Origin of the sequence: Shewanella frigidimarina NCIMB 400, assembly GCF_000014705.1 — a bacterium.
Taxonomy (GTDB): Bacteria; Pseudomonadota; Gammaproteobacteria; order Enterobacterales; family Shewanellaceae; genus Shewanella; species Shewanella frigidimarina.
Map to the genome: position 1 here is coordinate 427,720 of NC_008345.1, position 25,055 is coordinate 452,774.

General features: G+C 41.4%; 21 protein-coding genes and 1 tRNA gene. 15 read left to right on the forward strand and 7 right to left on the reverse strand.

The features are described 5' to 3' along the window. Positions 1-232 precede the first annotated feature (232 nt). Positions 233-1,453, reverse strand: a complete 1,221-nt coding sequence (locus SFRI_RS02040) for a threonine/serine exporter family protein (RefSeq protein ID WP_011635884.1) — start codon at positions 1,451-1,453, stop codon at positions 233-235. A 163-nt stretch (positions 1,454-1,616) separates the two neighbouring features. Between SFRI_RS02040 and SFRI_RS02045 the strand changes: the two genes are divergently transcribed. The 3 genes from SFRI_RS02045 to SFRI_RS02055 all read left to right on the forward strand — a co-directional run bounded on the left by SFRI_RS02045 (position 1,617) and on the right by SFRI_RS02055 (position 5,339). Further along, positions 1,617-2,012: an MAPEG family protein gene (locus SFRI_RS02045; protein WP_011635885.1), complete on the forward strand. Its 396-nt coding sequence runs from the start codon at positions 1,617-1,619 to the stop codon at positions 2,010-2,012. A 202-nt stretch (positions 2,013-2,214) separates the two neighbouring features. Beyond that, positions 2,215-4,536: a YgiQ family radical SAM protein gene (locus SFRI_RS02050; RefSeq protein ID WP_011635886.1), complete on the forward strand. Its 2,322-nt coding sequence runs from the start codon at positions 2,215-2,217 to the stop codon at positions 4,534-4,536. Positions 4,537-4,736: 200 nt separating this feature from the next. Beyond that, positions 4,737-5,339 (forward strand): hypothetical protein, encoded by a 603-nt coding sequence (locus SFRI_RS02055; RefSeq protein WP_011635887.1) that lies wholly within the window; start codon positions 4,737-4,739, stop codon positions 5,337-5,339. A 703-nt stretch (positions 5,340-6,042) separates the two neighbouring features. Here the strand turns inward: SFRI_RS02055 and SFRI_RS02060 are convergent. After that, a complete protein-coding gene (locus SFRI_RS02060) occupies positions 6,043-7,086 on the reverse strand; it encodes an IS110-like element ISShfr3 family transposase (RefSeq protein WP_011635888.1) in 1,044 nt (347 codons plus the stop codon). A 515-nt stretch (positions 7,087-7,601) separates the two neighbouring features. Between SFRI_RS02060 and SFRI_RS21500 the strand changes: the two genes are divergently transcribed. The 3 genes from SFRI_RS21500 to SFRI_RS02070 all read left to right on the forward strand — a co-directional run bounded on the left by SFRI_RS21500 (position 7,602) and on the right by SFRI_RS02070 (position 9,418). Further along, positions 7,602-7,689 (forward strand) — tRNA-OTHER (locus tag SFRI_RS21500). Between the two features lie 12 nt (positions 7,690-7,701). After that, positions 7,702-8,499, forward strand: a complete 798-nt coding sequence (locus SFRI_RS02065; RefSeq protein WP_041412738.1) for a hypothetical protein — start codon at positions 7,702-7,704, stop codon at positions 8,497-8,499. 85 nt (positions 8,500-8,584) lie between these two features. Continuing rightward, positions 8,585-9,418 carry a DUF5677 domain-containing protein gene (locus tag SFRI_RS02070; protein ID WP_011635890.1) on the forward strand — a complete coding sequence of 278 codons (834 nt, stop codon included), beginning with the start codon at positions 8,585-8,587 and terminating at the stop codon, positions 9,416-9,418. An 844-nt stretch (positions 9,419-10,262) separates the two neighbouring features. Here SFRI_RS02070 and SFRI_RS02075 read toward each other — a convergent pair. From SFRI_RS02075 to SFRI_RS02085, 3 genes are all read right to left on the reverse strand, one after another. Further along, entirely contained in the window at positions 10,263-10,844 is a 582-nt protein-coding gene (locus SFRI_RS02075; protein WP_011635891.1) for a YSC84-related protein, read from the reverse strand. 164 nt (positions 10,845-11,008) lie between these two features. Then, complete coding sequence (locus SFRI_RS02080) at positions 11,009-11,947, reverse strand: hypothetical protein (protein ID WP_011635892.1); 939 nt, start codon at positions 11,945-11,947, stop codon at positions 11,009-11,011. A gap of 64 nt (positions 11,948-12,011) precedes the next feature. After that, positions 12,012-12,404, reverse strand: a complete 393-nt coding sequence (locus tag SFRI_RS02085; protein WP_011635893.1) for a nitrous oxide-stimulated promoter family protein — start codon at positions 12,402-12,404, stop codon at positions 12,012-12,014. Positions 12,405-12,764: 360 nt separating this feature from the next. Here SFRI_RS02085 and SFRI_RS20940 point away from each other — a divergent pair, with 360 nt between their 5' ends. The 7 genes from SFRI_RS20940 to SFRI_RS02120 all read left to right on the forward strand — a co-directional run bounded on the left by SFRI_RS20940 (position 12,765) and on the right by SFRI_RS02120 (position 18,420). Next, positions 12,765-13,712 carry a hypothetical protein gene (locus tag SFRI_RS20940; RefSeq protein WP_011635894.1) on the forward strand — a complete coding sequence of 316 codons (948 nt, stop codon included), beginning with the start codon at positions 12,765-12,767 and terminating at the stop codon, positions 13,710-13,712. A gap of 107 nt (positions 13,713-13,819) precedes the next feature. Continuing rightward, positions 13,820-14,152: a hypothetical protein gene (locus SFRI_RS02095; RefSeq protein ID WP_011635895.1), complete on the forward strand. Its 333-nt coding sequence runs from the start codon at positions 13,820-13,822 to the stop codon at positions 14,150-14,152. Next, on the forward strand, positions 14,142-15,623 hold the full coding sequence (locus SFRI_RS02100; RefSeq protein WP_011635896.1) for a protein adenylyltransferase SelO: 1,482 nt from the start codon (positions 14,142-14,144) through the stop codon (positions 15,621-15,623). Before SFRI_RS02095 ends, SFRI_RS02100 begins: the two co-directional genes overlap by 11 nt. A 25-nt stretch (positions 15,624-15,648) precedes the next feature. Next, positions 15,649-15,951, forward strand: a complete 303-nt coding sequence (locus SFRI_RS02105; protein ID WP_011635897.1) for a DUF3630 family protein — start codon at positions 15,649-15,651, stop codon at positions 15,949-15,951. A gap of 10 nt (positions 15,952-15,961) precedes the next feature. Then, a complete protein-coding gene (locus tag SFRI_RS02110; RefSeq protein WP_011635898.1) occupies positions 15,962-16,963 on the forward strand; it encodes a serine/threonine protein kinase in 1,002 nt (333 codons plus the stop codon). Positions 16,964-17,094: 131 nt separating this feature from the next. After that, on the forward strand, positions 17,095-17,712 hold the full coding sequence (locus SFRI_RS02115; RefSeq protein WP_011635899.1) for a thiol:disulfide interchange protein DsbA/DsbL: 618 nt from the start codon (positions 17,095-17,097) through the stop codon (positions 17,710-17,712). A gap of 504 nt (positions 17,713-18,216) precedes the next feature. Continuing rightward, positions 18,217-18,420 (forward strand): DUF1107 domain-containing protein, encoded by a 204-nt coding sequence (locus SFRI_RS02120; RefSeq protein WP_011635900.1) that lies wholly within the window; start codon positions 18,217-18,219, stop codon positions 18,418-18,420. 5 nt (positions 18,421-18,425) lie between these two features. Here SFRI_RS02120 and SFRI_RS02125 read toward each other — a convergent pair whose 3' ends face one another. Beyond that, positions 18,426-18,647: a cell division protein ZapB gene (locus tag SFRI_RS02125; RefSeq protein ID WP_011635901.1), complete on the reverse strand. Its 222-nt coding sequence runs from the start codon at positions 18,645-18,647 to the stop codon at positions 18,426-18,428. A gap of 172 nt (positions 18,648-18,819) precedes the next feature. On the opposite strand from SFRI_RS02125, the gene SFRI_RS02130 reads away from it, so the two are divergent. Continuing rightward, positions 18,820-19,173: a RidA family protein gene (locus SFRI_RS02130; protein ID WP_011635902.1), complete on the forward strand. Its 354-nt coding sequence runs from the start codon at positions 18,820-18,822 to the stop codon at positions 19,171-19,173. 235 nt (positions 19,174-19,408) lie between these two features. Beyond that, on the forward strand, positions 19,409-20,500 hold the full coding sequence (locus SFRI_RS02135; protein WP_011635903.1) for a branched-chain amino acid aminotransferase: 1,092 nt from the start codon (positions 19,409-19,411) through the stop codon (positions 20,498-20,500). Between the two features lie 56 nt (positions 20,501-20,556). Here the strand turns inward: SFRI_RS02135 and SFRI_RS21835 are convergent, their stop codons facing one another. Then, positions 20,557-25,017 carry an EAL domain-containing protein gene (locus SFRI_RS21835; protein ID WP_011635904.1) on the reverse strand — a complete coding sequence of 1,487 codons (4,461 nt, stop codon included), beginning with the start codon at positions 25,015-25,017 and terminating at the stop codon, positions 20,557-20,559. Positions 25,018-25,055: the final 38 nt, after the last annotated feature.

Below are 25,055 nucleotides of genomic sequence, written 5' to 3' on the forward strand. Positions count from 1 at the left end.
TATATTTTTTTGAGAGGTCTGTAAGAATAGAACTATTGTTTTCAATATGAACTTTTTATGTTGCCTCTTTGTTTCATATCATACCTGAATAACATAATAGTCAAGCATTTAGCTTGAATAAAATTTCATTAATCCATTTAAATTATGTGGGTATTTGAGTTGTTAAAAAATAAGGGCAGCCTTTATAGCTGCCCTTTAATACCGATAGGAAGGTAATGTTAACTTGTAAGATTTATAACGAACGGCGAGGGGGCACGATAACGTTAGCAAAAATAAGCCCAGCGATTAAGGACATAAAAATTAAGAATATTTGTGAGCCCAAATGGGCTTGATTGAGCATGGTTTCGCCCGAAATTAATGCATTGAGACCAATATAGGTTTTGCTACCAGGAACGAGAATAACGATACCTTGCAGTAACGCAATCGACACAGGCGCTTTCATCCAACGCGCATACAGATTTGAATAGATACCCACGGCTAGTGCACCGACAAAAATACCAATAGACTCACCGAGATAAATCCCACCTAGCATGGCAGAGAAAAATGCCACAATGCCAGCAAATATGCCCCAAGGAGAGTCTTTTAAGCGTGCTTTAAATATAATAACCAACGACATAGACAGTAACGGCACCGCAGACCAAATCGCCCAGCGAGGCAATGGTATTGGTTCAACATAGATAGTTTCACCAAAGATAGCTTTACCAATGGTCATGCCAAGCACGGCACCAAAATACAGTTTAAATAACTGCATCACCGCATCCATAATACGTGCCGTACCAGAGATTAAATCTCGGGCGGCCAGTTCTGCTAAGCCGAGAGTGAGTGCAAGACCGGGAACAAAAATAATAATCCCCGATAAAATGGTTACAGGTAAATTGATACTCGGGTCTAATTGCGCAATCCCCGATGCCAAGATAGCGCACACTACCGCTGCCATCGGTTCGAGCATTTCTGCGATACGTTTTGAGCGTTCGGCCCAAAAAACTAAGCTGTATACCAGTAAACCAAAAATAGCTGACCAAAAAACGTCATGCCAACCGGTACCCATTAACATGGCGAAGGCACCCGCGCTTGAACCAAAAGCTAACAGCGTCAGTTTATGGCCATAAGGATTGGGTTTATTGGCGATTTCTTCTAAGCGTTCTAACGCTTCTTGTAAGGTTCGCTGTCCAGAACTGAGCTCTTCAACCAACTCAAAGGTACGAGCTAACGAGCCTAAATCTAAGTCGCCAGGTTTAACGCGTGCAACGTGATTGTATTCTTGCTCAGTGTCATGTTGGAGTACAAATGTCATCGATGTTGGCGATATTAAAAAATATCCTTCAATACCAAGGGTATTACATACCGTTTGCAAATGGGATTCTAAGCGATACGCAGGAGTACCAAATTTGTGCAGGTACTTACCTAATTTAATGATAAATCTACGTTTTTCTAAAAAATCCTGATTATCCACTGGGCAGTAGTCACTCTTGTTAAGGTATTGAGCTTATTTTGGCGCGAATATTAACCGATTAAGGCGTGTGTTTACAGCCAAACTGATTCAAAATGTAGTGATAACATCAACAAATCAAAGATTAGTATAATAACAATAATATAGACGACTTAAGGAATAACACATGACATTGATGGTATCGGGTTTATATGCGGGCTTAACGGCGCTGTTGGTTTTAGCATTATCTTATAAAGTGGTTAAATTTCGTCGAGCAAATAAAATTGGTATCGGTGATGGTGGCCATCAAGGATTATCCATTGCAATAAGAGCTCATGGCAACTTAATTGAAAATGCGCCCATAGCACTAATTTTGTTAGCACTGGCTGAACTGAATGGTATGCCGGTTTACTTGATTCACAGTTTGGGCACGGCATGGATTGTTGCGCGTTTATTACATGCTATTGGATTAAATCAAGGTCAAGGCGGCCATCACTTCGGTCGTTTTTGGGGCGTGTTAACCACTTGGATTGTGCTATTGGTTTTAGCGGTCGCTAATATTGGCTTCTTTCTAGGGTTATAGCATTGAAAGTATACGGGAATAGCAATATTCCCGCGTGTTTTACAGGGTTATAAAGGGATAAAAATATTTCACTTTTGATGTTTTTTTAGTCACACTTAGTGTCGCTGTACTGCTATACTCCGCGTCCGTTAAATTCAGCCATAGGCTGATGTTGTCATCGGATCAGCTAGGCTGGTTTTCCCCATTTATGTAGGTCATATACATGCAAGTTGAGTCAACGTTATTTAATTATCCAAAGTTTTGGGCTGAATGCTACGGAACGGCACCTTTTTTACCCATGTCTCGTAAAGAGATGGATATTTTAGGTTGGGATAGTTGCGATATTATTGTCGTGACTGGCGACGCGTATGTAGATCACCCAAGTTTTGGTATGGCGGTGATTGGGCGAATGTTAGAAGCCCAAGGTTATCGTGTGGGTATTATTTCGCAGCCTGATTGGTCAAACAAAGAAGACTTTATGCAACTAGGTCGCCCAAATCTATTTTTTGGGGTAACCGCTGGTAACATGGACTCGATGATTAACCGTTACACCGCTGACCGTAAGTTACGTCATGATGATGCTTACACTGCCGGCGATATTGGTGGCAAACGCCCCGATCGTGCCGTGACCGTGTATACCCAGCGTTGTAAAGAAGCTTTTAAAGACGTACCGGTTGTTATTGGTGGAATTGAAGCCAGTCTTCGCCGTATTGCCCATTACGATTATTGGTCAGATAAAGTGCGTCGCAGTGTGATTTTTGACGCCAAAGCCGACATTCTAATCTACGGCAATGCTGAACGGCCATTAATGGAAGTTGCACGCCGTATTGCTGCGGGTGAAGCCATTGGCGATATTGACGATGTTCGTGGTACCGCAACAATGCGTAAAGAGCCTATGCCAGGTTGGCGCGGTATGGATTCGCGTAAAATAGACCAATTACATAAAATTGAGCCATTACCTAGCCCATATGGTGCTGATGATGTTGGTTGCAGTAATTTGTCAGGTCCAACAGACGAAAAGATTTTTGATAACGAGGCTCCTAAGGCCATTAGCGTTCAACCGCCTCGTCCAAAGCCATGGGAAAAAACCTATGTGCTACTTCCTGCCTATAACAAGGTCAGCGAAGACAAGTATTTGTATGCCCATGCCTCGCGTATTTTGCACCAAGAGCAAAACCCGGGTTGTGCCCGTGCGTTGTTTCAACCACACGATGCCAACCGTGGTGTATGGGTAAACCCACCTGCGTGGCCATTAAACACCGACGAAATGGATGCGGTATTCGATTTACCTTATCAACGCATCCCGCATCCGATGTACGGCAAAGAAAAAATTCCTGCCTACGATATGATTAAGACATCTATCAATATCATGCGCGGTTGTTTTGGTGGTTGTTCATTCTGTTCGATTACCGAGCATGAAGGACGCATTATTCAAAGTCGTTCGCAAGAGTCGATCATCAAAGAAATTAAAGATATTCAAGAAAAAGTGCCTGGTTTTACCGGCGTCATTTCTGACTTGGGTGGCCCAACGGCGAACATGTACCGTTTAGGTTGTACCAGTGAGAAAGCCGAGAAAACCTGTCGACGTTTATCGTGTGTGTTCCCGTCTATTTGTGGCCATTTAGGCACAGACCATAAACACACCATCGACTTATACAAAGCGGCACGTGAAGTACCGGGCATTAAAAAAGTGTTAATTGCTTCGGGCGTTCGTTACGATTTGGCTATCGAAAACCCTGAATATATTAGAGAGTTAGCTAAGCATCATGTGGGCGGTTATTTAAAAATTGCCCCTGAACATACCGAAGAAGGCCCGCTCAGTAAAATGATGAAGCCAGGTATGGGAACCTATGACAAGTTTAAAGAACTGTTTGATAAGTTTTCTAAAGAAGCGGGTAAAGAACAGTTCTTAATTCCGTATTTTATTTCGGCGCATCCTGGTACTACCGATGAAGACATGGTTAATTTGGCATTATGGTTAAAAGGGCAGAAATTTAAGCTCGACCAGGTGCAAAACTTTTATCCATCTCCGATGGCAAATGCGACCACGATTTATCATACCGAACTTAACTCACTGAAAAACATTAAGCATGATAGTGAACAAGTGACAGTACCGAAAAAAGGCCGTCAGCGTAAATTGCATAAATTCTTATTGCGTTACCACGACCCAATGGGTTGGCCGATGATCCGAGAAGCGTTAGTGGCTATGGGTAAAGAGTCGTTAATTGGTAATGGTCCAAATCATTTGGTGCCACCCGAAACGCGTAACGAGCAAACTAAAGTGAAGTGGGGCCAAAAGCCATCGGCTAAAGCGAAAGAACAAAGCGGCCAAAAAGCCATGACTCGTTTTTCTGCCGATCAGTTTGAAGACCGTAAAGGTAACGCTAAAGCAGATAAAGGCAGTGCTAAGCCTGTAGGGCAAAAAACCAAGTCTCCAGCTAAGGCTTCGGGCCAAGTGGCAAAAGGGCAAGCGCCTAAAAGCCAAGGCGCTAAGCGTCCAGCTAAAGCGACCACTTGGGCGACTAAGTCTAAATACGCCAAGTAAGCTAACACGTTAACTTATTGTCATAAAAACCCGCATTAACGTTGCGGGTTTTGTTTTTCTAGCAGCAATAGATTCAATAACAAGGTAATCTGCTTCGATACTTACGTCTTTTAATTTAGTCTGCTCAGTAGTCGTTTTGTTATACTACTGTACTTATTGATTAAATTACCCAATGGTTTGATAAACAAGGAACGATCATTATGCCAACGTTAATTAGGCTTAGCGCATATCTCAGTGGTGTATTGCTGTGTGGTAGCACTTTGTTGGTTAATCCTGCTTATGCCGCAAACTCGGTACAGCAACAGCAATTTTTTGAAGCTATTAGCGCTCTGTGTGGCAAAGCTTTTGCCGGTAAGATCACTGCTGGTGGCAGTGAAGGAGATGGTTTTAGTGGCAAACCATTAGTTATGCATGTAAGAGATTGCACCAATCATCAGTTACGTATTCCATTTCATGTTGGCGATGATCACTCTCGCACTTGGGTGATAACTCAAACCGATACCGGATTGCGCTTAAAGCATGATCATCGTCATAAAGATGGCACCGATGATAAAGTGACTATGTATGGTGGAGAGACCCGCGATACTGGCACTGCCAACTTACAAACGTTTCCTGTGGACGATGAGTCTATTGCCAACTTCAAGCAACATGGCTTAACACAATCGGTCACTAATGAGTGGCAGATGATGATTGAAGCGCATACTTTTACTTATCGTTTAACCAGAGAGAATCGCGATTTTAAAGTTGAGTTTGATTTATCTCAACCAGTGGCATTACCGCCAGCGCCTTGGGGATATAAATAGGTTTTTGATAAGTATATCGTGCGGCCACTAACGTCGTGGCGCTTCGCCCACACCAGATTTATCAAACTTCGTTTGAATTAAGACCGCAAGGTTCCACCCTGCACGGGCCAAAAGGGGATCAACAGCAATCCCCTCTTGGATCACCCCTGCCGTTCCGGCAACATTTTCGCTATTTAACCAAACAACAGCAGCGAAAAAGTCGCGACGGAAATTAATCCAGCTTTAAACTTCATTTTAGTGTTCTTCGGTCTTATTCGAAAATGCTAACGCTTCCGATGGGGCGTCCCTTCCCCTCGAAAGCTAGCTGGCCATATATGGACGCTCCCGGTGAGTCAAGATAATACTCTGCTTACCCAAAGCTTTTTGGCCTTAGTTTTCTATTCTATTGCTTCACACTTGTCATTGTTTTTGATGCGGCTCATTTACCGCTAGAAGCGGTTGAACTGCCATATATACGGGCTTAACAGTCAAGCTGCGCCCCTAATGAAATCCGTACCACTGCGCCTATCAATTGAAACATCCATGCGGATTAGGTTTACACTATCCTTGGCCTATTCAGGCTAGCACTGGTTGGACTGAGCCATTTATTCATCGTTAACAACAACCTTGGTGAGTGTTTAATGTGCTATCTTGCGGCTATTATCATCCAGTCGGGTTTATTACCCTTGGCCAGCCCGAGCTCAGCAAGATAGCGACAACAGTGTTAACAAGTACCATGGTTTACACCTTGATTTGCAGCATATTGCGGAACATAAGGCACTTGTTTTTGTAATAAAATCCATATTAGTCTGGCGAGTCTATGGGCGGTGGCAACCACCGTACTGCAGATGCTTTTTCGGCTTCTTAACTGCATTATCCAAAGGTTTAAATCATCTTGTTTTTTACTAGCGTGGCTGACGACTGCTCTGGCACCATGAATAAGTTGCTTGCGTAAATAGCCATTGCCTCGTTTGGTAATACTGCCATTAACACTTCTATGGCCAGAGGCAAATTGTTTAGGAGTTAACCCCAGCCACACACCCAACTCTTTAGCGGTATTAAAAGCCTGGCCTCGGCCAATTGATGCGACAAATGCTGAAGCGATGATGGGGCCGACACCTGGAATACTCAGTAATATTTTGCCATTAGGGTCACGCTCAATAAGCTTTTTTATCAAGGTATTAATTCTGTCTAAACGTGTATTTACACTTTGATATTCACCCCAGAAGTCATTTGCCATCAGCTTGATTATGGGACGTTGTGATGCATCATTAATGATGTCCCAAATGGCCACTTCAAACGCTTTATAGCCTTGGGCAAAACAAATGCCAAAATCAACTAAGACACCTCTAATTTGGTTAGTACAGGCGGTTTTCTCCTTTACTAATCGCTCCCTGATACGGTGCAACATCAATATCTCTTGCTGCTCTTCGGTTTTCACTGGCACGAAACGAATGTTAGGCCTAAAGCTGGCTTCATAAATCGCCATAGTGTCATTGTTATCATTTTTACTGCCTCGCACGAACGGGGTGACATGTTGGGCAGGAATGAGCTTAACGTTATGCCCCATAGCGAGAAACTTACGCCCCCAGTAATGGGATGAATAACAAGCCTCGAAGACCACATCGCAATTGGGTTGTTGCAGCATAAATTCGGTCAGTTGAGTGCGATTTAAACGCTTATTGAAGACTTGTTTTGCATGACAATCCATCCCAAGGACTTGAAATACATTCTTGGCCAAATCAATCGAAATAGTGGTAACTTTCATGGTGGACGCTCCTTAAGTAACTGTGTGGTTCAACATCAGTTTGGCGCATTAGGGAGCGTCCATCTCATCATCCTTGGCCAGCTCACGTAATTTCTTCAACGTCCTCAAGTTCAGAGTTGAACCCGTCTATTTCCAAGTAAAGAAAACTAACTCGTTTTTGCCCCAAAGCTTGCTAACACTCGTTTAGTGAATAGATATTGACGAACGAGTTGCCTTACAAAATCTCATCTATTAACTCTGCATTTAGCGCTTTATCTAATTGTTTGAAATTGGATAGCTATACAATCGTATTAAAACCGAATGGGTTTTAAGTGTTTTTAAAATCATTAGATTACGCGTTTTTTCGGATGGTGTATTTGATGAGAAGCTGATAAGTTACGTGTAACACAGTTAGTTAACTGTGCACGTTTTTACTGCTCTAATTAGGTAAACGCGCATGCGCACTATACAAATGTTATGTAGTCTGAGCTTGAGCTACCCTATATCTAAGTGTCCAAAAAGGTTAATATTAAATTGGCATCATCGTCTAACGGTAAGACATCGGTTACTAAAAGTTATTATTTAAACCCGAAAATGCAGGTTCGAACCCTGACAATGCCACCACTAAAGGCCTCTATGTCTGAAACAACATATTTAAAAGTGTTTTTAGATGATATTGGACACAGTGTTCATTGTATGAACACGATTGCAGTATCACTTTCACAATTAACACCTGAAACTACTCCTCCAAAAGAGTTGAATATTTCTTGGAAGCCCGGAAATGTTACTAGCTCAAGCATTAATGCTAGGCGATTTGCAATAAAATCATCGATTGTCTACTCGGTCGAAAGTCTGTTCGAATATCTATCAAAGATAAGTAAAGACAACTTTTGGTCAGGAACCGGAAAAAACTTTAATGAGTCATCTAAACAAAACATATCGAAAGCAGATAGAGTTGCAGACTTCTTAACAGGCATTCCAGATATTAAAAAAGAATGGATCATTTTTACTGAACTGCTCTGCCACTGGCGTAATAAAGTAGTTCACGCTAACTCATCAAATGCTTGTATCTCGAAATTATCTAAGCAGTATTTAGTCGAAAATTCACAACGAATATTCGATGATTTTTATCATTTTGATGTGAATCTTGCCTTAGATAACTTCGGCAACAATAAATTTACACTAAAGGATGTCACGACCTTAATTACTATGCTTATTAAATGTGCGAGGGCGGTCGACGCTTACTTTATATCAACTGTAAAATCACAAAGTGATGATGCTATTTATGAAGTAATATTAAATAACCATTCGTTCCAAACCATTATGAAACAGCAGGAAAGTGATAAACGGTTTCGTCAAGCTATTAAGTGGGCCGAATTAAATTATGGATTTTTAGGAATGGGTACAATTACACGTGTTATTAAAACCACATAACAAATCAATCAACTTCACGCCTTTCAGGTGCCGGATGCAGCAAAGCTGCACCAGTTATTGAGGTTTTTAACTTAACGGTCTCACAATGAAGTATAAAACTAAACCAAGAATACAATCAGAATTAGAACTTTCATTTCTAGCTGAAGTAAAAAAATATGATGATGTTTTAAATGCAACAAAGCTCATCTCACTAAATCAGCATGGAATAATGACTACTGGTCGTGGTTTGCGAGCAACAAGAATATTTACTAGGCAAACAGTACTAGGAGTTAGTCTTGAGAAAATATTACCAAGACCTACTAAAAAAAAACCTCTAGATTTCTGTCATTGGGATGTTGTTTCATTGGCATCATTTGCCAGAAACATACTAGAAGGCTATTTAAGCTTTCATTACTTTGGCATTGAAGATATATCTAATGAAGAAGCAGAGTTACGCTTTTTCATATTACAACAGCACAGAAATACTGAATGGTTTGAGATCCAAAAACTCAATAATGAAGATAACCTAGATGAATTTGAAAAAGGCATACCTGAACAAAAAGAAAGAGTAAAAAAACATCCATTTTTATCTTCACTATCAAAATATCAACAGGGACTTGCCCTTAAAGGGCTAGAGATGTACAAGACAAAACAAAACTTTGAAGAATCCCTCCCAATATGTAAAAACCTTCGTAGAGATTATCGATTGCTGTCCAATTTGGTGCATCCATTACCTATTGCAATTGAACGCATAGATAATGAAAAAGGTAGAGGTATAGGTTCTGACGCGGATATTAGTTTTTCACTTTTATGCCTCATCATTGCCAGACAATATTTAGCAGCAAGTACAGTTGGTATGGCAGATTTTTTCCACGAAAAATTTTCTGATAAAAAATACTCTTCATCTATTGCTGCAATTAGATCGTTTGTGTCGGAGTAGTCGTCAAGTTTAACAAAAACTTGAAACTAGACGGTACTACGTGCCGCCATTTAAGTAAAAGTTAATACATAGAAATTTTAATCTGAAACTGACTGAACAGAGCAAAGGAACTATCACGTTTATGTCCATAAATGAGTCAGAAGTCATGATTTAAAATGGATAAATTCAACTCTGAAATTGAGGCCGTTGAAGAAAATAGCGTGAAGCTCACATGGATGTGAGCTTAGCTTTCGCGGTACAGGATGTACCATCGGAAGCGTTAGCATTTTTGAATAAGGCCGAGGTAGGATTCAAATGAGGTTTCAAGCTGGATAAATTTCCGTGACAATTTTTTCGCTGCTGTTGTTTGGTTAAATAGCGAAAATGTTGCCGGAACGGCAGGGGTGATCCAAGAGGGGATTGCTGTTGATCCCCTTTTGGCCCGTGCAGGGTGGAACCTTGCGATGTTAGTCTGGTGTGGGCGAAGCACCGCGACGTTAGTGGCCGCAGGCCATAAGTACAACGTATAAAAAAGCTGGATTCCGGCTTAAAAACATTGCCGGAATGACAAAGTATTTGGCCCGTGCAGGGTGGAACCTTGCGATGTTAGTCTGGTGTGGGCGAAGCGCCACGACGTTAGTGGCCGCAGGCCATAAATACAAACACCTAGATCCCGGCTCAAAAGCATTACCGAGATGACGAGAAGGTTGTCCACAAATATATCAGCAAGGTTAATTTGGCCACTGTGCATATGCTCATTCCATTGTTTGGACTCTGCGATAATAAACCACTTATTCCAAATAATTCAGGCTGCCAATGGCAGCCTGAATGTTATGTACTTAACGAGTGTTAAGACTCGCAGTGGTTACTTACCATCAAAGGTAAACGACTGACCTGCAAGAGCGGCTTCAAACATTAACCCACCCTTTGCGGCGGTAAATATCGCCATACCATTAATATAGGCTGCTGCAGCGGCATGATTACTGCCTGCTTGTCCTGCGCCTGCTGAATTACCTGTGGTACCTACTTGCGCATTGGCACCAACGTTAATTGCCACTGCTGACGCTTGCGCGCTAAATTCAAAGCTACCGCTGGTGAACTCATTATAAGCTTTGGCATCTTTAAAGAAGATAATTTCACTATAGGCTTGTCCGCCTAACTGAAAACCAATGGATAGCTGGGTTAATGTGGAATCCCCCATATAAGCATCGCTTTGGTATACACGACCATTACCATATGCGGCACCAATCCCGATGCCGCCTTTGGCTACGGTAGGGAAGACGGCATAACCGTAAGCCGTATCAAATAAATGTCGGCTTTCATTGGCCTTTTTAAAATTAGTGATGGCATCGTTATAAGCATCTTCGTCTGCAAAACTAGGAGCTGAAAACGCGAAGCTTAATAACACGAGTAAACTGGAAACAACTAAGCTAATTGAACGTTTCATAAATAACCTCGGTGACTAAATTGTCATGGTAAAACTCACCTTAGAGTAGCATAACCCTTAATTGGCGCGAGTTAATAAACATTTATACTTGGCGATCATCGGTAAACAGTGATCATTATTTTTAGGGTGATGAGCACGGGAAAATCAGTCTGTTTTCTGCCTAGCTAATCCTTTTTTTTATCCCTATCTATAACTGAGTTATCGTTTGGGTCGCTCTCATCTTCATCGCCCATTAGATGGTGCAAATAAGTTATTTCTTCCTCATCGAGTAGCGGATCAGTGTGCGGCTCTTTGGTTGGTGGCGTAGCTTGACTGGTGGCATTGAGCGAACCGCGCAAATAGGCCGAACGGGTGACTTGTTGGATGCCATATAATGCAAACACATATACGGTCAGTAATAGGCTTAAACGCGTTACCGCTTGGGTTAATAATAAAACTGAGTCGCCTAAGTAAAACGGTAAGTAGACCAACACGATACGCAATACCCAATTAATGAGAATGCCGATGGTTAATACACTTAGCCAGCGAAATCGAATCACTTGTAAGTTAGGCTGCCTATTGGCCAAATATTGTGGGCGATAACGGGATAATAAACGATAAATAGCCCAGAAATACCCAAAGGTTTGTAGCATTAATAGGATGGGTAAAACCATGGCTAATAGATTAATACTGCTTATTTCCCCCAGAGTTCCAATGCTGTTATTTGAGTTTTTGGGATCGATACCAATATGAAATAATATGGTTGAACTGGTGACTAATGCAATGATGATGGCAAAGCCAAAATGTTTGATTAACAGTGGTTGATAATCTTGTGCTGTTAGGCTGCTTTTACAATATAAATACAGCATTGGCATTAGCAGAAAATAGATTGGAATAAACAGCGTAAGGGTTAAATGTATCGGGATAGGGGTGGTTTCTGGGGTCAACAAACCCGTTAAAAAATAACAGCCGATAAGTAAAAAGATCCCAGCCAGCAGGCTATGGCTGCGGGTGGCACTTTGGTAAATATAATGAACATACAAGCCGACTCCAAGACAATGAATGCCTCCGAGCAAGGAGAGCCACCAGTATGTTTGAATGAATAAATCGTTAAATTGGTTCATTTTCACTCTCTTTGACGATAGTGAATACTAACCTACTTTGTGTAAACCGAGTAGTTCTCGGTTATTAACTTTGCTTTAATTTACGTAAATGTCTGTTTGAGACTCTTTCTGGTGGTAGACCTGGTGCCGGTTTGCGTTCTGCCAATAAATGCTTAATGGCAAAAATTGGATGAGGCAATAACATTCTTGGTCCTGCATACATCATGATTTCTCGTGCTCTTTGTTTCATATGAGGTTTGTAGCAATGTACAGGGCATTTATTACACGTCGGTTTATCTTGGCCGTAGGGGCAACGATCGAGTCGAGTATTGGCATAGCTTAAAAACTCGCTACATTGCAGGCATACACCTTGGGAGGGTTTAAGAGGATGGTGCGCTTTACAGTAGATTTCGACCATTGCTTGCATGGTTCGAAATTCGTAGAGTAACTTGCCACTTAATAGTTCTGTATCAGCCATAGCGTTATCTCTTATTAAATACCTTAGTAAAACAGTCGGATATTTAATAGTGTAAGCTTGCCAGTAGTAGCAGACAAACTCCGTTTATTTAACTTTGATCTTAGGCTCAAAATGTCCTTTTTTTGAGGTTGGGATCGCAAAAATGATTAAAACTGATGTGAAATGGTGAGTAGTCTACGACTTGTTACAGATTAAAATAGATAAATACTTGATTTTATAGTGTACATTGAAATAATAATGGCTAGTGCTTAAAAAAACAGCGCGGTATCATTAAAACCATTACATTGCCTCACAATGAATGCAGTTGTGAGTGAGATAAAATAATGTGCTCTGGCACATAATCAGCAAGGTGGAAGCCTAATGAAGGTAATTTTAACTGTCATATTGATTGCAATTGCTCTGTATTTATATAGACGTACTCAAGCTGTGGCAAAACAAGAACGTGATAAAACCGATCGTAATGCCACATCGCATTCATCTAGTGAGGTTGCTCAACCTTCAACGGCAGCAGACGATACGACTATGGCAGAATCTGAGCATGTCGGTATGGATAAGTCGGCAGCAGATGAGGTATTAACTGAAGCTACCCTGAAGACCGATGAACTTGTTTCTGTTGATGTAGATCTTGTTGATCCTGTTAACGAGTCCAGCGAAAAATCGAAAACGCCTGCGGAGCAGGTTAGTGAGCCTGTTGATGTTGTCGAAATTGCTCCTGAAGCGATTCTTGAATCCGAAAGTAAAGTAACTGACGTGGTTTCTGAGCCTGAAGTTGTCCCCAAGGATGTTGCCGCGGTGGCTGACGTGAGCAAAGCGAGCGTTAGCAAGGCAGATGTCGAGCCTAAAGTGTCTATTACAACAGCCGTTGATGCGCCAAGTGATCAAGGCTTGTCCTTGAACCTAAACCGTGTTGAAGGCGATTGGGCCAGCGAAAGTTTTCTGCAACAGATTGATGCTGCCAACAACGCTAACGATCTTCAAAGCCAGCATAATGGCTTAGCCAGTGTGATTAATCATTGCTATAAAATGCGTAAACAGGCCGATTATTGCCAATATGGTGCGGCGTTACAGTTGACCTATTTAGATTTATATCGTTCATTACATCAACAATATGTTTCTCAAAAAAGCACTGATGAAATCAAATCGCCAGCGTTTATGCAGTTATCGACATTGTTAAATGATGTAGGTCAGTTTGATGAAGCTATTAAGGTGTGCGAGCAAGCGCTTGAATATCAGCTAACCGACGGTACTGTCACTGGCTTTGAAGGACGCATAAAGCGGATCGAAAAGGCCAAAGCCAAAGCGAACTAACAGGCTAATCAATACTGTTGGATGGATATCAGGTATGATATTCAAAAGGAAAGCGGACCTTGGTTCGCTTTTTTGTTGCTTCAAATCCAATGCTTTCAAGGTTTAAAATGACATTAATGACTCGTACATTACCAAAAATATTGCTGTTTACTGCCACTGCGGTTTTACTGGCCGGTTGTATTCGTACACCTGAATGGACCTTATTTTATGTTGCAGACAGAACGCCTATACCGACGACAATAGTACTGCAAGACCACATTTCTGGTTATTACGATTCATTGGAGCAATGCCAAGCTAAAGGCGCCGGAATGTTACGTTTACAAGCCTCGTCAGTGCCAGCAGAACAAGCATTTGTATGTGGAGAGTTGTGTCAGATAGATGAAAAGCAACAATTGCAGTGTAAAACTCAGGTTGTGGGTATAAAACATAATGCAGTTTAAGCAAGATTTCTTTGAACAATTAGAAGGCTTTTATTCGCAAGTTTATCCTTTACCCATCAGTAATCCTCATTGGCTGGGTTGGAGTGATGACGCGGCTCAATTAATTGGATTAGAAAAGCCCAATGCTGAACTGTTGATGCAATTATCGGCCAACTATGCGGCTCCGGGTGCCAGTTATTACGCTCAAGTTTATAGTGGCCATCAATTTGGTGGTTATACACCAAGATTGGGCGATGGTCGCTCAATTATATTAGGTGAAGCTATTGGTCCAAATGGGGCTTGGGATGTCGCGCTAAAAGGCGGTGGCCCAACACCGTATTCTCGTCAAGGTGATGGTCGGGCGGTAATGCGCTCAGCTGTACGGGAGTTTTTAGTATCCGAAGCCCTTGCTGCGCTAAATGTACCTACCAGCCGTGCGTTAGCGGTTATTGGTTCCGATTTGCCCGTATGGCGCGAAAGCCAAGAAACTGCCGCTATAACGGTACGCTTGGCTAAAAGCCACATTCGGTTTGGCCATTTTGAATATTTTTTTCATAGCGAGCAAGGTGATGCAGCCAAACTGACTCAATTAGTTAATTTTACCATTCAACAGCATTTTCCACATTTATCAACCGATGCCGCAGGTTACAAACAATGGTTTTATGAGGTAGTGCAGTCTACCGCTAAAATGATTGCCCATTGGCAGTCTGTTGGTTTTGCTCACGGGGTGATGAATACCGACAATATGTCGATACTCGGTGATACTTTCGATTTTGGCCCATTTGCTTTCTTAGACACTTTTAAAGAGGGCTTTATCTGTAATCACTCCGATCACGAGGGGCGTTATGCATTTGGCCAGCAACCGGGCATTGGATTGTGGAACCTCAAGCGTTTGGCACAAACATTAACGCCTATTATCGAGTCTGACGATTTAATCGCAGCGCTAAATACGTATCAATTTGAATTAGTTCAGCAGTATTTATTACTCATGCGCGCTAAGTTAGGGTTTTCTCAACCAAATCAAAGCCCAAATGCTATTAACGCAGAGGAACAGGCTGATCTCGGTAATAAAGATTTGCAGCTTGTGGGGCAATTAACCGGATTACTTGAAACTAATCAGCTTGATTACACCAATAGTTTACGCCGTTTTGGCCAGCTGGACCCGAGTAGTGCGCATTCTAGTTTACGGGACGATATGGTCGACCTTGCTGGTTTTGATACTTGGTATCAAGCTTATCAAAGCCGAGTAGGTGAAGTGGCGGATGTGAATGCATGGCAATGTGAGCGTAATAGTGCCAACCCTAAATATATTTTGCGCAATTACCTCGCCCAGGAAGCCATTATCGCGATTGAAGAAAATGGCGACAACAGCAAGTTATTGCAACTTCAACAACTTTTACAACGTCCTTTTGACGAACAATCCGAGATGGAAGATTTTGCCAAACGCCCACCCCAATGGGGACAAGGTTTAATTATGTCTTGTAGCAGTTAATTGATGTATTTTATCTGAGTCGATTATGAAATTATTGTCAGCCAAATTAGATCCAGCAGCATTAAGTATTGTTATTCAAGCAGAAGTGGATTTTGAGCAATTTGAACAATTTGCAGAACCGCTAGCGGCTGCACTTGATTGCGACATTCGTGAGCGCCAATGGGGCGCAGATCGTCACCAATGGTTACTGAATTTTGAAGGCAGCCCTTTATGGTTACATTATGAGTTTTATGGTGATATTTGTTGGATTTCCACCGATAGCGCAAACGAGTTAGACGTATTAGCGTTTTTATTAACGCTACTTGCCCCACATATTCAAACTGCTTAAGAAGGTATACATGGACAACGGTACAGGCGCAGAGTTTCATTTTCAGGCATTGAGACCCGATCTCATTTTAGATGCCATCGAAAGCATCGGCGTCTTCCCTGAGACAGGGCTATTAGCATTAAACAGTTACGAAAATCGGGTGTACCAATTCCGCTGCGATCAAGGCATTCGTTATGTGGTGAAGTTTTATCGACCACATCGTTGGAGTAATGAACAAATCCAAGAAGAGCACGATTATGCCTTGGCTTTAGCGGCTGAAGATATTCCTATTGCTGTTCCTATGGTTATTGAAGGTAAAACCTTATTTGAGTATCAAGGTTATCGTTTTGGTCTTTTTCCGTCTATTGGCGGGCGGGCATTTGAAGTAGACAATCTTGAACAACTTGAATCGGTAGGCCGCTTTATTGGTCGAATTCATCAATATGGCGCGATGCAGCCTTTTAAATATCGTGAATCGCTGACCCCTGCCATTTTGGGAGATGAGTCTTATCGCTATTTACGTGAAAGTGGTATTGTTGCCAGTTCGATGCAAACGGCTTTTTTTACCGTTGTAGAGCAAGTTTTAGATAAAGCCAAGCAGATATGGCAGCAGCACAATTTTACCTCTATACGCCTGCACGGAGACTTACACCCTAGTAATATTTTATGGACACCAGACGGACCTGGATTTGTTGACTTAGACGATGCTAGGCAAGGGCCCGCAGTACAAGATTTATGGATGATGTTGACTGGCGATCGTCAGCAGCAATTATTACAAATTGATATTTTATTAGAGGGATATCAAGAGTTTTGTGATTTTGATGCGAAACAGTTGGCACTCATTGAGCCATTAAGGGCATTCAGGATGGTGCACTATAATGCGTGGTTAGCCAAGCGCTGGGATGACCCTGCATTCCCGATGAATTTCCCATGGTTTGGCGATATTAAGTATTGGGAGCAACAAACACTGGCGTTTAAAGAGCAGTTATCTGCGCTTAATGAGCCGCCATTGAGTTTACCTAGTTTTAATTAACATTATTTCATAATCACTACCTAATCGTATTTAGTTACAAATACAATTGGCTAGCGATTGAGTTACAGGCTAACGCTAGACTATGATAGAGCCAGCGTATTTATATTTTTGCCTATTTAGAAGGAAGTAAAATGAAAAAAGCATTACTGATGGCTGCTGCACTACTGCTAGCGCCGATGGCTGCGATGGCTGCCGATTATAAAGAAGGTGTACATTACACTGTGATTAATGACGGCCCTGAAACAGCCAAACCAGAAATTACTGAGTTTTTCTCATTCTATTGTCCGCATTGTTTTAATTTTTCTAAAACAGTAGTACCTAAAATTGAAGCGAACTTACCTGAAGGTGTGGCATTTAATCAGTCGCACGTTGAGTTTATTGGTCGTGATATGGGCGTAGAAATGTCTCGTGCCTTTGCGGTCGCTCAGCAGCTAAATGTTGAGAAAAAAATGGATGCAGCTCTATTTACTGCTATCCACGACAAGCGTCAGCAATTTACTCGCCCAGACGATATCAGAGCAATATTTATCGCTAATGGCGTAGATGGTAAGGCTTATGATGCAGCGGCAAGTTCATTTATGGTGAACGCTCAAATGTCGAAAATGAAGCGCGATACTGAAAATGCTAAAATTTCTGGTGTACCAACATTAGTGGTTAACGGTAAATATCGCGTAGAAACCAGCTCGATTAAGTCTTATGACGAATTAATTGATATCGCATTTTACTTAACATCAATGAACAAAAAGTAATCTACACAACTTATGTTTGTTAAATGAGGAGCTTCGGCTCCTTTTTTGTTGTCCAAATTTTAACAAAGGGTATTGGAGAGTACTGACACTTATGAAGAAGAGGCGACGCTGTTATTTAGGCGGATTGTTGATTAGCGCGCAGTGGAAGTTTATCGCAGGCAAAAAAAAACCGTATGTCTATAAAAGACAATACGGAGATGAGTCAAGTGACTCTTTTTTACCCTGAGTAACGTCAAAGATCTTAACATGGCGTCAAAATATTGGCAAGCGGCATTAAACTGTCATTTTTATTTTGTTCGATGGATCTGAACAATAAAAATAACCTATTAATGAAACTCTTTTGGCTTCGGGTGGTCAAATTCGATGACATTGAAGTTGTGCTTAACAAGAAAGTGAATAGTGGTTTTATATCTGCTTTGGACATTTACATTTCTTATTTATACATGGCTTATCGTCGTTATTTCATTGCACCTCAGTGCATGTTATTTTCTTGGAGGAAGTCGTATGAGAATGTTCCCTGTTTATGCACCTAAACTGATAGTTAAGCATGCCAGGATTTTTTTGAGTGGCGTTATTTGGGTAAAAGACTTAGGGTTGATCGAGTTTGATAAGGGGCGTTTTTTGCAGACGAAAAAAAGCCTGCCGGAAGTTAAGCAGGCTATCAGCGAATTAAATGCTTTGATTGAAATACAATCAAAACAGCATTAATCCATTTAGATTTCGTTATTCAATAAACCAACAAGGCCGTTGACCTTATCACTCCAAGAGTTTAGGTCTTGCTGCAATTGTTGGTTTTTTTGTGTCAATTCTTGTTGCTGTGAAAGCAACGCTTCGTTCTTTTGCTTCTCTTCATCAAGCTCCATTTTTAGTAGCTCAATATTTTCGAGAGTTGCCTGGATTTTGGTTTCCAGTTGGGACAATAATTCGAGGCTCATGGGGAGTCCTATACGTTTCTGGATGGAATCCCGATTCTAGCAGTGACAAGGCCTATAGGAATAGCCTTTAAAACTAAGTGGCTAAAATATATTCAATAAATCGTACTATATTGTGCTTTATCTGAGATCGCGCTATTTTCATCTGCTAACCAAGACAGTAAAAGACCTTTTTATGACAATTACCCGACTCGATGTTAACACTCGTATGAGCAGTATTGTGATCCACAATAATACCGTTTATCTGTGTGGGCAGGTGGCTAAAGACAAGTTCACCGACATTAATACCCAAACTATTACCATGCTAGAAGAGGTCGAAAGCTTACTCGCACAATCTGGTAGTCGACGCGATCATATTTTATCAGCCACTATTTACCTTAAAGACATGGCCGATTACGATGCTATGAATCAAGTGTGGGACAGCTGGTTGCCTAAGGGGCATGCACCTGCAAGAGCTTGTGTGCAAGCAGCGATTGCCGAGCCAGAATATTTGGTTGAAATATCGGTAATAGCGGCAGTGGTAAGTTAGCCATTAATGGTTAATCATCCTGATGACAATAGACTGATTTATTTTGATTGATCCATTGTGATTGGCTTGAGATAAAATGATAGATGCACTGACAGTTTGTCTGTTGCAGTATGAATAAATATATTGATGCTTGTTACGTTCAATTGACGTATTTTGATTTAGGATCTAGGGCTGCGACTTGACATTAATCTCTAGCCTCCATAGTCTGCAAGCTCAGTTTTTAAGGTGGTATGCAATGGACATAAAATATAATTTAAAATCAGCGTCAGAGCGCCGCACAGAACCATTTAAGCCAGAAGGCGATGTAGGTTTCGGTAAGCTTCGTACTGATCACATGTTTTTGATGGATTATCGTGATGGTCAATGGTGCGATCCGCGCATAGTCCCTTACGGTCCGTTTGAAATGGCACCAGGTGCAATGTCATTGCATTATGGCCAATCGATTTTTGAAGGCGCTAAAGCCTTTATGCACGAAGACGGCGAGATTTACACCTTCCGCTTAAATAAAAATGCTGAGCGCATGAACCGTTCTGCCGATATCGTGTGTATTCCCAATATCGATGAAAGCATGCAAGTAAAGGCTATCAATGCCCTTATTGATGTTGACCGTTTATGGTTCCCACAGCAACAAGGCGCGTGTTTATACATTCGACCTTTTATTTTTGCAACAGAAGATCGTTTGTCTGTTAGCCCTAGTCAACAATATACATTCTGCGTAATGCTAAGCCCATCTGGAGCGTATTATGCCTCTGGGGTTAATAATGGTATTCGCTTGTTAATCAGTACTAAGTACCACCGTGCAGTATCTGGTGGTACTGGAGCTTCAAAAGCTGCTGGTAACTATGCAGCCTCACTGCGTGCAGGTAAAGCGGCTGTAGAATATGGCGCATCGCAGGTATTGTATTTAGATTCAACCAATACTCAAATTGAAGAAGCTGGCGCGATGAATCACTTCCACATTTTAAAAGATGGCACTGTGATTATTCCAACGTTCACTGATACCATTTTAAAATCCATTACCTCTCAGTCCATTATGGAACTTGGGGATATGCTGGGTTGTGAGGTGAGACAAGAGACGGTGATGTTAGATAAGTTCATTGCTGATATTGAAGCGGGTGAAATTATTGAAGCGGGTGGATTTGGTACAGCTGCAGTGGTATCGCCTGTAAGCTCATATATCTTCGAAGATGGCCGAATTTTGACGGTTGGCGACGGTAAAGTAGGTCCCAATATTCAGCGTATTTATAAGCTGTTTACTGATCTACAAAAAGGCAACGTCGCTGCACCGCAAGGCTGGGTAAAACGCGTTGAACGTGTTGCTCCGTAGTTTATTTAATCAATAAAATACACTTAAAAGCTCCTAAATGGAGCTTTTATTTTGCCTTATGAATGGCTAACCTCTGATTTGTCTTGCGTTAATAATGCCAGGCAATCAACCGCACTCAGTGGTTTACTGAGCAAGAAGCCTTGCACTTGATCACAACCTCCCTCACGTAAGAAATTCAATTGCGCTTGGGTTTCAACGCCTTCAGCCACAACGTTAAGCTCTAAACTGTGGGCCAAGGTTATAATGGCGCTAGTGATGGCAGCATCGTCAGGATCTTCAGTTATATCACGCACAAACTCACGATCAATCTTCAAGGTATCAATTGGGAAGCGTTTCAAATAGCTTAAGCTTGAGTATCCGGTACCAAAGTCATCAATAGCAATGGTCAAACCTAAGGCTTTGAGCTGCGATAACACGGTCACTGAATCTTGTGGGTTACCCATAATCATTGACTCGGTTAATTCGAGTTCTAGAGCACTTGCCGGTAATCCAGATACCGCTAATGCGACTTCTATAGTCGAAATGATATCGGCCTTCAATTGTCTGGCTGAAAGGTTAACGGCAATAGAGATATGCTCAAACCCTTGTTGGTGCCATTGCGCCAGTTGGTTACAGGCTTGTTGAATAGCCCAATGACCAATCTGATTAATGATGCCTGTTTCTTCTGCTAGCGGAATAAACTCAACCGGTGAAATAAAACCAAGTTCTGGGCTTTCCCAGCGCATTAACGCTTCCAGTCCGATAATTTTTTCAGTTTTTACATCATATTTAGGTTGATAAACCAAATATAGCTCATTGTCTTGAATCGCTTTTTTAAGACCAGCCTCTAACTGAACATGACGTGTTGCATATTGGTTTAATTGCTCGGTATAAAATTGGAAGTTATTGCGTCCCAGTGATTTTGCGTGATACATGGCGGTATCAGCATACTTAATTAATGAGGTGGTATCATCTGCATCTTCTGGGTACAAACTGATACCAATAGACGGTGAGATAGTCAGTATTTTATCATCAAGTAAAAAAGGTGTTTGAAAAGCATGTAACACTTTTTCGGCAATAATGGTGGCGGCTTTCGTTTTGGCAACGCCTTCTAAAATAATGGTAAATTCATCCCCACCTAAGCGTGCAACAGTATCACCATCTCGAACTGCATTTTGCAGGCGATGTGCGACGGCTTTAAGCAGTAAATCACCGATGTGGTGCCCCATTGAATCATTGATATGTTTAAATCGGTCAAGGTCTAAAAATAACAATGCCACGATGCTATTGGCACGGTGTGCTTTAGTCACGGCTTGATTGAGCCGGTCCTGGAATAAAGTGCGGTTAGGCAGTCCAGTCAGTGGATCGAAGTTAGCCAGTACTCGTAAATCTTCTTCGGCTTTTTTACGTGCTGTAATATCGGTGAATACTGCCACAAAGTGACTTGTTTCACCTTTATTATCGATAACTTGGTTGATTTCTAGCCATGCAAGAATGCCGCGACGGTTGCGGGTTCTAATGTGAATTTCACCGGCCCAATGTTTGTGTCTTAATAGTTGGGTTTCAACTGAGTTATAAAACTCGCGCGACTGCTTTCCCATGGTTAAAAACAAGAAATGCTTACCGACAACATCACGGTGTTTAAAGCCAGTAATGCGGCTAAATGCTGGATTTATTGAGCGTATTTGATAGTCCAGTTCACCGACGACAACGGCTTCGTTCATGCTAAACAGTACTTGTGATGATAGCTTAAGTTCGTTTTCTGTGATCTTTCGGCTAGTAATGTCTTTATGAGTTCCGGCCATTCGCACTGGAATATTATTGCTATCACGTTCAACAATTTGGCCACGGTCGAGCACCCAAGCCCATTGTCCGGGTTTAGTTTCAACGCGATACTCTGCTTCAAAAAACTCACTTTCACCATTGAGGTGATCGTTAAGCAATTTTTGCACTCGTGGTCTGTCTTCCGGATCAATGTTTTTAATCAATAATTGATCTTTTAACGAAAAACTCATCGGCTCGACCATGTTGGTGCGATAGACTTTATCGTCTTTAATGTTCCAGTCCCACATTCCGTCACCAGAGGCCCAAAGTGCCAGTTTTAGTCGCTCTTCAGAGGCGCGAATACTGTTATCAAATTCGCGCTGCTTGGCCACTTTTTTCTGTCTTGCATAAAAAAACCAAATAATAATCAATAACCCGACTGTCACATACAGTATATAGGCTGTGCTGGTCATATACATTGGTGGCACTACTGACACATTCACATTGAGGGTGTATTCACTGTATCTATTCGTTCCTAGCGCATGGCGAACCGCTAATTTGTATTCACCCGGTGGTAAGTTGGTATAAGTGATTTCGTTACCATGGGATAGTTCACGCCAATCGTTATCATAACCGTCTAAAAAGTAGCTAAAACGGCTTAATCCAGGGTAACTAAAATTGAGTGAGCCGATCTCAAAGCTGATGAGTTGTTGTTCATAAGGCATGATAATGCGCGGAGCATGGCTTAAGTCGCGAATAGGGTGTTGGGTTTCACCAATAGTGTATTTTGTCAGTGCCAGTTTGTTTTCAGCTCTTTGGCTTGGAATAGTGCTTGGATTAAACTGGTTAAGGCCTCGAATACCACCAAACCATAAGGTACCGTTAAGCTCTTTAAACTTGGCTGCACCATTAAACTCATTGGCTTGCAAACCTTCGAATTTATTATAGGAAATAAAGCTTCGAGTACTAGGAGTAAAACGTGAAACCCCCGAGTTAGTACTTAGCCACAAATCATGCTTATCGTCTTCTAAAATAGCATAAACCGTATTACTGCTGTTATCAGCATTGACGTCCATTCGTTCAAATTTAAACGTACCATATTCAACTGTTAGCTTGTCTATACCACCATGAGTGGCCACCCAAAAATCGCCATTTTCTGCCTGTAAAAAGTCTCTCACACGATTGTCACTAAGACTGTAAGGATTTTCTGAGTCATGGCTTAAAAAATCTAGTTTTCGTTCTTCAACTGAAAGCCTAACCACTCCGCCCATTGTGCCGAGCCATAAATAACCCTGGCTAAAATAGAGCCTAATAATTTGGTATTTGAATGGTGAGAAATCAGCCTGAAAGCCAAAGTTATAAGCCATCATACGATTTGTATATTCAGAGATAAAATACAAACCTTGTGAGCTGGCTATCCATAAACGGTCTTTGTCATCAAAGGCTAAGCTGCGGATCTGGGTATCGGTATGAAATTGTCCGTTTGCCGGTTTAATTTGCTGCAGGGTATTACTCTTATCTAAGGTAAACAGCCCTACATTGGTGGCAAACCACAGTACACCTTGTTTATCTTGTTTAATATCATGCACTATCAACGATAATTGTTCTGTTGGTATTGCTAATTTTTTTGCAAATAAATCGTTGATATAGTGATATTGGTTATCATTGGGGGCCAAATACTTAAGCCCCGCACCATCGGTACCTATCCATAGGCGTTGCTGTGTATCCCGCAAAATCACGCGGATCATGTTTGCCATGCCTGGAGCATTAGTTTGGTAGTCGTAAAAGTGGCTAAAATATTGATGGCTGAGATTCAGTTTATCGATGCCCGAATAACCTGTACCAATCCATAGGGTGCCGTTTTGATCTAGCATTAGGTTTTGCAGGGTATTAGCACTGATGGTATTGAGTTTTTGCGGATTATGCTTATAAAGCGTGCTGCGCCACTTACCATCAATAAAATCGAGTTTGAATAAGCCTGTATTGTTGCCGATAGCAAATATCTGATTGGCATTCACCACGACAAAATCAATAATCTTACGGTTATTACCCAAACCATTGTCATGCGACCATATTAATTCTTTTTTATGAGTATCGAGATTGTAACGCCAAATTTGGTTGTCGATGGCTAGCCAGACGGAATAAACAGAGCTGGATTTGATTTGGTTTACCGTCATATTGACCGGGATATCAAGCCGAATAATGGTATTACTATCAATGGCAAATGTGCCATGTGATTGAGTGCCTATGACAATATATTTATCGTCAATATTGGCAATGCTGGTTATATTTGGAGTGATATTATTACCTAAACTGACAGGAATAATTTTTTCGGTTTTTAAGGATAATATGTACAGACCCGAACGCGTTCCCACCCATAAGGTATCTCCAATCACTGCAAGATGGGTTACCTGAAGCTCAGTTAAGCCTTGAGGTTGTTTAAACGCAGTGAATTCCCCTGTAGTGAGGTTGAGTCTATTGAGTCCATTGTTGAAGGTGCCTATCCATAAATCGCCGTCAGGTGACTGCAAAATATCTGTGATAAAATTGCCTGAGATAGAGTTGATATTTTTTGACTGTTTTAAGTATAAATCAAACTCAACACCATTATAGCTGTGTAGACCGTCTTGAGTTCCTATCCATAACATGCCAGAACTGTCCATAAACAGACGAGTAATTGAGTTTTGATTAAGGTCTCCCTCGGTACTGAAGTGATCAAACTTTACTTCGGTTAGGCTGTCATAAGGATCATTTTTTTGCGCTGAAACAGACACTGAAAAACTCAATGTTATGACTAAAATTAGCCAGTGTG

Bases quoted from the DNA above. Each gene is read 5' to 3' on its own strand.
- SFRI_RS02080 (WP_011635892.1), bottom strand. From the start codon at position 11,947: ATGAACCAATTTAACGATTTATTCATTCAAACATACTGGTGGCTCTCC.
- SFRI_RS02065 (WP_041412738.1), top strand. From the start codon at position 7,702: ATGTCTGAAACAACATATTTAAAAGTGTTTTTAGATGATATTGGACAC.
- SFRI_RS02060 (WP_011635888.1), bottom strand. From the start codon at position 7,086: ATGAAAGTTACCACTATTTCGATTGATTTGGCCAAGAATGTATTTCAA.
- SFRI_RS02100 (WP_011635896.1), top strand. From the start codon at position 14,142: ATGCAGTTTAAGCAAGATTTCTTTGAACAATTAGAAGGCTTTTATTCG.
- SFRI_RS02070 (WP_011635890.1), top strand. From the start codon at position 8,585: ATGAAGTATAAAACTAAACCAAGAATACAATCAGAATTAGAACTTTCA.
- SFRI_RS02075 (WP_011635891.1), bottom strand. From the start codon at position 10,844: ATGAAACGTTCAATTAGCTTAGTTGTTTCCAGTTTACTCGTGTTATTA.
- SFRI_RS02045 (WP_011635885.1), top strand. From the start codon at position 1,617: ATGACATTGATGGTATCGGGTTTATATGCGGGCTTAACGGCGCTGTTG.
- SFRI_RS02125 (WP_011635901.1), bottom strand. From the start codon at position 18,647: ATGAGCCTCGAATTATTGTCCCAACTGGAAACCAAAATCCAGGCAACT.
- SFRI_RS02050 (WP_011635886.1), top strand. From the start codon at position 2,215: ATGCAAGTTGAGTCAACGTTATTTAATTATCCAAAGTTTTGGGCTGAA.
- SFRI_RS02095 (WP_011635895.1), top strand. From the start codon at position 13,820: ATGACATTAATGACTCGTACATTACCAAAAATATTGCTGTTTACTGCC.
- SFRI_RS02055 (WP_011635887.1), top strand. From the start codon at position 4,737: ATGCCAACGTTAATTAGGCTTAGCGCATATCTCAGTGGTGTATTGCTG.
- SFRI_RS02115 (WP_011635899.1), top strand. From the start codon at position 17,095: ATGAAAAAAGCATTACTGATGGCTGCTGCACTACTGCTAGCGCCGATG.
- SFRI_RS02105 (WP_011635897.1), top strand. From the start codon at position 15,649: ATGAAATTATTGTCAGCCAAATTAGATCCAGCAGCATTAAGTATTGTT.
- SFRI_RS02110 (WP_011635898.1), top strand. From the start codon at position 15,962: ATGGACAACGGTACAGGCGCAGAGTTTCATTTTCAGGCATTGAGACCC.
- SFRI_RS02085 (WP_011635893.1), bottom strand. From the start codon at position 12,404: ATGGCTGATACAGAACTATTAAGTGGCAAGTTACTCTACGAATTTCGA.
- SFRI_RS20940 (WP_011635894.1), top strand. From the start codon at position 12,765: ATGAAGGTAATTTTAACTGTCATATTGATTGCAATTGCTCTGTATTTA.
- SFRI_RS02135 (WP_011635903.1), top strand. From the start codon at position 19,409: ATGGACATAAAATATAATTTAAAATCAGCGTCAGAGCGCCGCACAGAA.
- SFRI_RS02120 (WP_011635900.1), top strand. From the start codon at position 18,217: ATGAGAATGTTCCCTGTTTATGCACCTAAACTGATAGTTAAGCATGCC.
- SFRI_RS02130 (WP_011635902.1), top strand. From the start codon at position 18,820: ATGACAATTACCCGACTCGATGTTAACACTCGTATGAGCAGTATTGTG.